Source organism: Photobacterium sp. SP02 (assembly GCF_038519165.1).
In the GTDB taxonomy this organism is placed as follows: domain Bacteria; phylum Pseudomonadota; class Gammaproteobacteria; order Enterobacterales; family Vibrionaceae; genus Photobacterium; species Photobacterium halotolerans.
On the sequence record NZ_JASJOJ010000100.1, the window covers coordinates 1 to 8,195 of the forward strand.

At 36.4% G+C, this 8,195-nt stretch carries 6 protein-coding genes and 1 pseudogene; 1 reads left to right on the forward strand and 6 read right to left on the reverse strand.

Features of this window, described 5'->3' with window-relative positions; translation table 11 throughout:
- Positions 1-68 precede the first annotated feature (68 nt).
- The gene (locus P0Y67_RS21740; RefSeq protein ID WP_342393555.1) at positions 69-380 is read left to right on the forward strand and encodes a hypothetical protein; all 312 of its coding nucleotides are present in this window, start codon (positions 69-71) and stop codon (positions 378-380) included.
- Between the two features lie 467 nt (positions 381-847).
- Here P0Y67_RS21740 and P0Y67_RS21745 read toward each other — a convergent pair whose 3' ends face one another.
- The 6 genes and pseudogenes from P0Y67_RS21745 to P0Y67_RS21770 all read right to left on the reverse strand — a co-directional run.
- Positions 848-1,711: a hypothetical protein gene (locus tag P0Y67_RS21745; protein WP_342393556.1), complete on the reverse strand. Its 864-nt coding sequence runs from the start codon at positions 1,709-1,711 to the stop codon at positions 848-850.
- Positions 1,704-6,437, reverse strand: a complete 4,734-nt coding sequence (locus P0Y67_RS21750; protein WP_342393557.1) for an ATP-binding protein — start codon at positions 6,435-6,437, stop codon at positions 1,704-1,706. Before P0Y67_RS21750 ends, P0Y67_RS21745 begins: the two co-directional genes overlap by 8 nt.
- Before the next feature lie 31 nt (positions 6,438-6,468).
- Positions 6,469-6,615: an HTH-like domain-containing protein gene (locus tag P0Y67_RS21755; protein ID WP_002020314.1), complete on the reverse strand. Its 147-nt coding sequence runs from the start codon at positions 6,613-6,615 to the stop codon at positions 6,469-6,471.
- A 100-nt stretch (positions 6,616-6,715) separates the two neighbouring features.
- Complete coding sequence (locus tag P0Y67_RS21760; protein WP_000532786.1) at positions 6,716-6,976, reverse strand: hypothetical protein; 261 nt, start codon at positions 6,974-6,976, stop codon at positions 6,716-6,718.
- 114 nt (positions 6,977-7,090) lie between these two features.
- Positions 7,091-7,531: a hypothetical protein gene (locus P0Y67_RS21765; protein ID WP_000747938.1), complete on the reverse strand. Its 441-nt coding sequence runs from the start codon at positions 7,529-7,531 to the stop codon at positions 7,091-7,093.
- Positions 7,528-8,195 (reverse strand): annotated as a pseudogene (locus tag P0Y67_RS21770) (hypothetical protein); the annotation flags it as partial. The pseudogene P0Y67_RS21770 and the gene P0Y67_RS21765, both read right to left, overlap by 4 nt.

Sequence of the window (8,195 nt, forward strand, 5' to 3'; positions counted from 1 at the left end):
GTTGAGCCTCCACTTCCCGAACAGGGTCGATCAATATGTGGATCTGTGACTTATGCTGACACAGAACTATGAACACCCTCGCCTTTGTCGGCGCAGGGGCTTTTGCTTTGTTGTCGTTTAAGATGACGGGGTTTCATAAAAAAGTAGCAACTGAGGTCATTCCATTTGTTCGAGACAAACAATACCGATACATGGGGTACGAATCATTTTATCAATACACAGTGTGTACCCATGGGTATGGCGTGGAAGAATTTTTAAGAACTCCGATTTATGGTATCTATGAAGTTGCATTTAGTTGTACTGATGAGCAATTGCCAGAGATAGACAAAATAATACGCCAGTATATTGATGTGGCGAAAGAAGCTGAAAGTTGCGGTTAATTACGGTAAGGATATCGCATCATGGTGACGACATTATCTTTACCCGAATACACGGAAGAGTATAAACAGCGCGACATGTTGTAACAGCGCTGAAGTGACGTGGAAATAAAAAGACCAGCAATCCCGCTGGTCTTTTGTCTCTCAACGCTGAACGCTAATTTGCGGATCAACGCATAGTACTGGCTTACTTACACAACTGAGTTCTGAAATAAATCTGGAAAAGTTTATTTAACGCGGCTTGGTAGTCTTTTCCAGAAAAGCTGGCGAACACCACTGCTTTTCCTAAAAAATTAACCCTGAGTATACCACTTTCCAGAGTTTTCATCCATTTTGTCGTAAGTCTAGTTGAACTATGCCCTCAAATATTTTGACGAATTTTTCGACTGTAACTTGATAAATCTTACTATTTGCTTTTGGGTTGGTCCTGAACGGCTTAATAAGATAATTTACTAATGAAGAACATTTAGCTAGATTATTTGTGTATAGAAAGCAATATTTGGAATAAAGGTCTTTAACTTTCCATAAAAGTCTTTTCTTAATATTAAATCACAACCTTCTAGCCTTGAAATATTGGAGTCTAAGCCAACAAAGGAAGCCCCTTTTCCGATTAAACTTTCTCTCCAGCATCGATATATCAAAACTGCTTCACCATTTTCATTTAGGGCTCTAAGTCCGTTATCATAACAATCTAGAATCAGGCCTAACATACTCAGCAGTTCACCATTCATCCAAATAACTTGCGCAGCATCTAAACTATTGTCATTAATACAAAACCCTTGGATAGCAGGGGTTCCATAACAGTATTCATCTTTCCAAATATCTTGAGTATGCGGAAAAATTTTCAGAGGGTTCATTTTAATTTTCATAGGTAGACAACCTTCACATACTACTGTGTGATTGCCTTTAGTGTTGCGGCCATAATCCTTAGCTTCAAATTGACGCTCAAATCTAGCAATGACAACAAAGTCGTCTAATTCGTCAGGAGCCCTAAATCCAGTTGATTTATCAATCGGTTTTACTAAGTTGGGTCTACTAATTAGAGAGTTAGATGTTGCAATCATTGTTTTAACATCTATTTTTCCGTCACCTTCAGAAATGACCGATTCCCTATAGTGTTGATATAAAAATTCATTTACATGCTTAAAAACTAAATCATAGATATAGGTGTTCGGAGAAAGCATACCGCAGGATCTATTAACAAAGTTCTCAAATTCATCTTCATTAAAATCCTGCATTATTGCTTTATTTACGTCATTCTTATCAATTCCTAAGTCACCTAAATATCTGATGAATTTGGAGTTGTTGATTAAGTTTATGATATTGCTATTCATTACTTAGCTCGCAAAAAATACTCTCGACTACATTATGTATGTACAAATTTTGCACCCCTATGAGTTTTCCAATAGATGGCTTTATCTCTAGCAATAATGGTTTAAGCTGCTCGATTTCAATCGATATAAGCTCAAGGATTGAAGCGATAGTTGAGTGATGGAACAGATGAAAGTTATTGAAAAACCAATTAAGAGGTTTAATTAAAAGGTTAGTGTAATTCTTCACCAAGTAACTTAGCGCACAAATAATCTCTCGTTGAACTAATGAATCTAGGTTGTTTGCTTTACTAAGGAGTAATGTAATTGCTCGTTCATCATCATTCATTTCAGATATTTCAATGTAATTTAAACTTTCCCATTCAAATTCATTTTCGTCTGGTAGTCTACTTTTTATGAAATCAAAACCTGTTTCATACATTGATAAAATAGTCTGTTCATCAAAACCTACGTATTCGAAGGCAATAATTAGGTTAGCCGTTGTCTTAGATGAATAATCCTTATTTTTGGAAAAAGTATATAGAGCTGATGCTAAACAGTTTTGCGTAATATCTCTATCAATCATAACAGCTTGGAGTAATGATTCCCTGTCGACAAAGCTAGAAAACCACCCGTCTTTTGAGTAGACGAAATTGTTGACCAATAGAAAAACTTTATCTCTATCTGAGATGGTGATTCCTTGAATCAACATCCGCAGATTTGTAAAATATTCTTGTCCTCTTGGGAATCTTTTTCGGATAAGTGGCAGAAGTATTTCATTTACCAATTCTGTATTATTTCCCTCTTTAAAGAAGAAATATAAGTAATTGAGATTGTCGTTCCCCAAGACCTCTTGAGAAACTAAATAATCGACAAGGTCCGGTGTCAATTTGCTCCTTAAGCTATCTTCTTTACATAACTTCGTAGTCAGTTTTATGGATAACTTTTCATTGCCAAATGAGCGGGGAACTCCAGCGCTTTTTTCTTTACTTTCCTCTAAATGTAAGTTAAGTCCTAATTTGTGAGCAATATTATTATATTTGTGAACAGTTTTTTGACTCAATGTGTCATAAGAATCATTCCAGTCTCTTGCGGATAGATTAACCATAGATGCCTTGGCTAACTTATCGTCGTTCTTTTCTAAACGCTCAATTACCTCCAGAAAACCATTGAGATATGTATCTTTAATGTTTGTTGGAGATAATTTATAGAGAAAATTTAAAATACTTGGCTCGACGTTATCGCTATGTTGCAATAGATCCACAAACATAAAATCTAATTTCCAAAAATACCCATTGGTCAACATTTGATTGATTAAATATTTCGTAGCTTGTTCGAAATCAATTTTTATGAATACTTCAAACCATTCTATAGTTAACCATCTGGTATCTTTGCCATCTTCAGTATGTTTCATCACCGCATCAGTGAGGTATTTAAGCTTTTTAGTGTATTCTTTAGCAAAACTAGGATTTATGTTGTTTACCGAAGGGAGTGGCTCAATTACTTCAGCTAAATTTCTGTCTTTTCGAGAAGTGTAACTAGTCGTTAAGTGAATAGCATTTTTCAACTCTAACTTGGCTTTTTCTATATCTCCTACTTTTGCATAGTAAATTGCTTTTTTGAATGAATGCTGTGAGTGTTCATAGTAATCACAGTCTTCTTCATCGAAGCTATCATAAGCCTTTATTACGAAGTTGATATTATTTTCATTGAGGAATCGATTCTCTATCGTTGGGAGAATAGGAAATACAATTTTTCTTCTGATATCAAATATCGTCTTCCATGCCAATTGTGAGTTGATATGCACCAATGCTTGCTCAAAGCTTCTATCAATCAAGCCTCGGTTATCAAAGAGAAAACTAGAATACCTAGCTCTAGGAAAGTTAATCATGTCATCTGCTAATAACGCGAAGCTTTGAATTATGCCTTCTTCTAATGAGGAGCCATTGCAGGTCTTGCCTATGATAAGATTCCGTATAAAAAACTTTATCCAACTGTGAACGATGAAATCAGAAGTAATTGTTTTTTCGAAGCTGATCAAACTATTTAAATCGTTATCTGAATACAATTCTAATTGGCTACAAAACCTAGCTAGTTCGTCGTTATCTACATTTTCGCTGATGAGTGGTAAAGATAAGAGCTCCAGAGTCACATTAGTCTCTACCCTTATTGGTATTCTTGCAGAACAACTCTCTCTTTCGAAAAGGTTATTGATGATAAGTCCCGTTGACTCTTTTTCAATGTCGGTAAGTTTGCTATGTAGATAAATTAAAAAGTCACTGCCTTTTAGTCTGAATATCTCATCTAAAAAAATTCGAAGATAGGTTTTATCTTCGTGATATATGACTTTGTTTAGAAACGCTAGAAAATCATCATTATTTTGGTTTAAAAAGCTAATGTAGTATTTGAAGTCATCTTGCCTTACCTTCCCTAAAAATAGCCCATTTACATCCTCCCAATTGGGAGAATAGCCCTGCTTTTCTAATATTCTAAATGCTTGCGCTGTAACAGAATCGCTATGATTCTTTTCGCCATTAAAATATAAAAGTGCATTTGCTTTTTCTACTCCATAGATCAAACAAATAGCCTCAAAATATAGTTCAAAATTATCTAAAAACTGACTGTGATGCTCTTCTGAACTAGTTGTATTAATAGCCCTATTCAGTTCACTGGCATAAATAAATAGAGACCAGTTTTGTGTTTTTTTGGCAACGCTTAGAAAGCTTTCGTAGTTTCTTCGAATCAATGCTTCTGGGTGAGCATAATACAAGCTATTTGGTAGGAAGTTGTTTGATGCATAGCTACTAATATCCTCATACTTCTTTGTCCGCATTAGGTAACTAAATAAATAACGGTAAGATTTGTCACTTTCAAAAAAGCAGTCACGATTTAGCCAGTTTATAATGAATTCATTCATGGTATCTAGAGCTTCGATATCAGCCAACTTTTCCATGTTAAATCGCCTGAAACTATCATGGTAAAGCCTTATTCCACCTCTAGCTGTATTTTCAGAAATGACAGGAGACAGTACTTTCATACTAGAATTGAAATGGTGCTTCACCGGTATTATCTCTTGAAGCTCTTTTCTAGTTACAGAAAAATCGAGGCAAGATAAAATCTCCGCTGTTGTGTTATTTTCAATTTTATTTGTTAAGTATTCGTAGTATCTCTTTAGATTGAAATCATAAGGGGGGAGGGAATGTATGAGATCATTACTTACTACTTTGCTATTTTCTAGTGTTAACAATATATAAGTTAAATAAAGTGGATTGCCCTCACTCTTTTCATGAATTAACGTGATGAGATCTTCATCATTGCAATCTACTTGTGTTATTCCATGTTTTATTACCAACTCTTTAGTATCCTGAATATTCCAGGCTGGCAATTGGTGTTCTCTATAACTGAAATCATTTTTAAGGAAATTTAACTCATCAACTGGCTGAGAACCTAATATTATTGTTACGTTATCAGGAGTGTTTATCTGAGATATATTTTCTAGGATTTGGGTTTTTTCTTTAGATAAGCTAATAGATGAACTTAAAACCCTATTAATATGGTCTAAGCCATCAACTATTATTACTAGCGGCTCTTCTATATTTTGCAGAAGCAGGTTTAATTCATCTAGGTTAGCCGCAAAAATCTGATTTTTTACTTTAGTGAGCATTGGAAATGCTTTTTCTATACCACTTATTATATTTCCAAAAAATGTGTTAGAACTGACTCTTTTCTCTATAAATTCATCTTCAGTACTTGTGAAGCAATAATGGCGAAGAACAGTTTTTTTAGTACGTTCTAAATAATCTATTAAATTGGTTAGAAACCATGACTTACCAGATCCTGGCTCACCTGACAATATTACTTTCTTGCTGGTCACAGCAAAATTATAGAATGAACTATATTTACAATCGGACTTAACGTTTTTACTCTGATCGATTTCAAACTTTTGCTGAAGTTCTCCAAAATCAGTTTTAATGCGTAGATCTTTTAATACATCTGAAGTTGTTACAACAGCAGAGCTCGTTCTATAATTTCCAACCTGTTTAACAAGTCTTACTAAAAAATCAATGATGTTAACATCATCGTTTGGATATTGCCCAACCCCTAGTCGCGCGGCTTGCGAGATTAAAATTTCTTCTAGTTCATTAGGGGAGTTAAATTGTAAACTGGCTTTTGGAAGGCTAACTTCAATTAAGAGGCATTCACAGAAGGTTTGGAAATCATCTCTATCAATATTATTTTCTTTTACATATTGTTTTAGGCTATCCCAACGGTTGAAATTCTCAGGTTCAATTTCCCAAAGTTTGTTTATGTCAATTTTAAAGACTTTAGTTGAAAATGAGTCGAACGACGATAGATTTGAAGGCTGAAGGTTTAATACCTTTAGAATGTTTTCTTCAACAGGCTCATCCCAAGCTAAACATAACCTAAATTCAGTATGAGTAGTGTTAAGAGCTTTCCATGATTCATATAGCTTATGTAACGCTATCTTATAGTGGCTATCGGCAGAAAGGTAATCTTTGGTTAGCCTGACAGATGTCTGTTCATTACTATATTTTATTTGCTTACGTTGTATTTTATCCCCGTTAGTTATTACTAAGTCATCGAATCTATCCGGGGTATCACCTTTCGTATGCTTCTTGTCTATAGAGAATATGCTTTCTCGATTGCCGTTGAGTATCTCTTCTAGTATGAAATAGCTAGATATCAGATCTTGGTAATCATATCCTTCATGCGCATTATTTAAGCTCAAACTGTTCCTCACCTTGGAATTAGTATAGGATTTAAACCTCTTCGCAAAACTCTTTCGCTGTAATATTTTTAAGATCGTCAGCGTATTTAATCATTTGCAGATGCGCCTCAGCCATACAATGGTTGCGGGGAGCTCGAACCAGAGCCTGGCGAATTGCCAGAAATTTATGCTCTTTCATCTGTACTTCTTAGCCTCTTGTCGCACTGTTAGCAAAATTAGCTAATTTTGAAAATGGTTTGGCTCACCCTTGGTAATTTTCACATGTGAAAGTGCAAGCGTCAAAGCCTAAAACCGTGATGTGAGCCGTCAGATAGGTCAACATGAAGGTGGAGCTTTCCTCCGCCTGATTCAACAATTTGTTTCAACTGGTGTAGGCCATCGACCGTACAGCTATCAATTTGGTAACTTGCATCAGCACCGATACGCTTTAGTAGCTCCATCAGACGAAGCTGAATCAACTGCTTAGACGCTATCTCTTCGGCTGCGTAAGCGACCTCTTGAGGCTGCTCTGCAATGATGTCTTCAAGTTTTCTACCCATCTTCTCTGCCTTTGAGGTTAAGCAGGAAAACTTTCACATGTGAAAGTTTTCCTGGCTCTGTTTGTTTGGCTAGTTTAGCCAGCAAAGGGCAGTAAAACTAGCTCAGTTATACAATCACTTGATTCTCACAATCTGGCTCTGTTTGAGCTCAACTATCTGAAGTTCAAGATCTTCAATACGTGAAAGAGCACTCCTTAGAGCATGACTTAGTTGATGATGTTCTGCGGCCATTGAAGTTAATCTTTGGGTCAATACAGCAACTTTTTCACGATACTGAATTTTTATCTTTCTTTCTTGGTTGCGCTTTTCTCTCAAAATCTCGACATCGGACTGAACTGCTGTATCAGGCGTAAGGCACTTTAGTTTTTGTACTTCTGATTGAACTCTGAGCTTGAAATCTGGATAGTAATAGCAACTGCCATTTCCTAATCCGGCTTCTTCCTCTACAGCTCGAACCGATAATTTACGGTGATCGGGTATTCGTTTGGTTTTTCGTTCGATGATTCGTTGCAAAGCGGCTTCAAGCTTGAGAAGTGTATTTTCTGACTTTTTCATAAATCGATAACCTGCAATGGGTGCTGATATTTTTCAAATTTCAGTCCAAAATCATTCAACACTTTCTCGGCAGCTCGAATCTGTGTAATACAGTGAGCATACTCTGCATGGCTGACATCGGATTGCTGCTTCAGATAGCTACTCAACGCTTGATGTTTCTTTTGCCACCACGACGCTTTTTTATCATCCACGACGCTACCTCCGCCACGGCAATCAACGCAGAATGCGGCATTTATTACCCCATCCATGTCACATTCATAGCCATTTTTACAATAGCTATGTAGGGTGCCATGTAAAGTTAACCGTTTTTCTTTAACCAATCGATACAAGCTATCCCAGTTGCTATAGATCACAGGTTTGTCGTCACGCATGGCGACAATAGCCTTACCAAAGCTTCCCGTTAGCTTTTCATCACCATTGAACCATTTATCAAAGTGCGCCGTTGTTTGTTCAAGTTTTACTTCGTTGAGCAAGTTAATTAGCTCACTGTCTACCTTTATATCCTGTAGGCGGGATTCGATTGCGCCATTCCCATACCATTCGCTCATGCGAACATGGATATGTTTGAACTGCTGCTTAATGGATATTGCGTATTCCGGTCCATGCTGAACACGCATTCCGGTCCAATGTGAACACCTATTCTGGTTTAACGTGAACACCCATT

Bases quoted from the DNA above. Each gene is read 5' to 3' on its own strand.
- P0Y67_RS21765 (WP_000747938.1), bottom strand. From the start codon at position 7,531: ATGAAAAAGTCAGAAAATACACTTCTCAAGCTTGAAGCCGCTTTGCAA.
- P0Y67_RS21755 (WP_002020314.1), bottom strand. From the start codon at position 6,615: ATGAAAGAGCATAAATTTCTGGCAATTCGCCAGGCTCTGGTTCGAGCT.
- P0Y67_RS21745 (WP_342393556.1), bottom strand. From the start codon at position 1,711: ATGAATAGCAATATCATAAACTTAATCAACAACTCCAAATTCATCAGA.
- P0Y67_RS21740 (WP_342393555.1), top strand. From the start codon at position 69: ATGAACACCCTCGCCTTTGTCGGCGCAGGGGCTTTTGCTTTGTTGTCG.
- P0Y67_RS21760 (WP_000532786.1), bottom strand. From the start codon at position 6,976: ATGGGTAGAAAACTTGAAGACATCATTGCAGAGCAGCCTCAAGAGGTC.